Source organism: Pseudomonas sp. SDT291_1_S447, assembly GCF_054070155.1.
Window position 1 is genome coordinate 1 of record NZ_JBSVXS010000497.1, and the last position, 209, is coordinate 209.

The 209-nt window shown below is 64.1% G+C and carries 1 pseudogene; it reads left to right on the forward strand.

The features are described from left to right. Nucleotides 1–209, forward strand: a pseudogene (locus tag ACW9IR_RS30530) (branched-chain amino acid ABC transporter permease); the annotation flags it as partial.

Consider the following 209-nt stretch of genomic DNA (forward strand, 5'->3'; position numbering starts at 1 on the left):
GGTTCGCCTGTTGCAGGCGACCTTTCCAGAACTGCCGCCAGTACTGGTGCTGCTCTGTGCAACCGTGGTGGCCATGGCGTTTTGCGCGGTACTCGCGGTGGTCATTGAACGCGTCGCCTATCGCCGCCTGCGCCATGCTCCGCGCCTGGCGCCCCTGATCAGCGGGATTGGCGTGTCGCTGTTGCTGCAAACCATCGCCATGCTGGTCT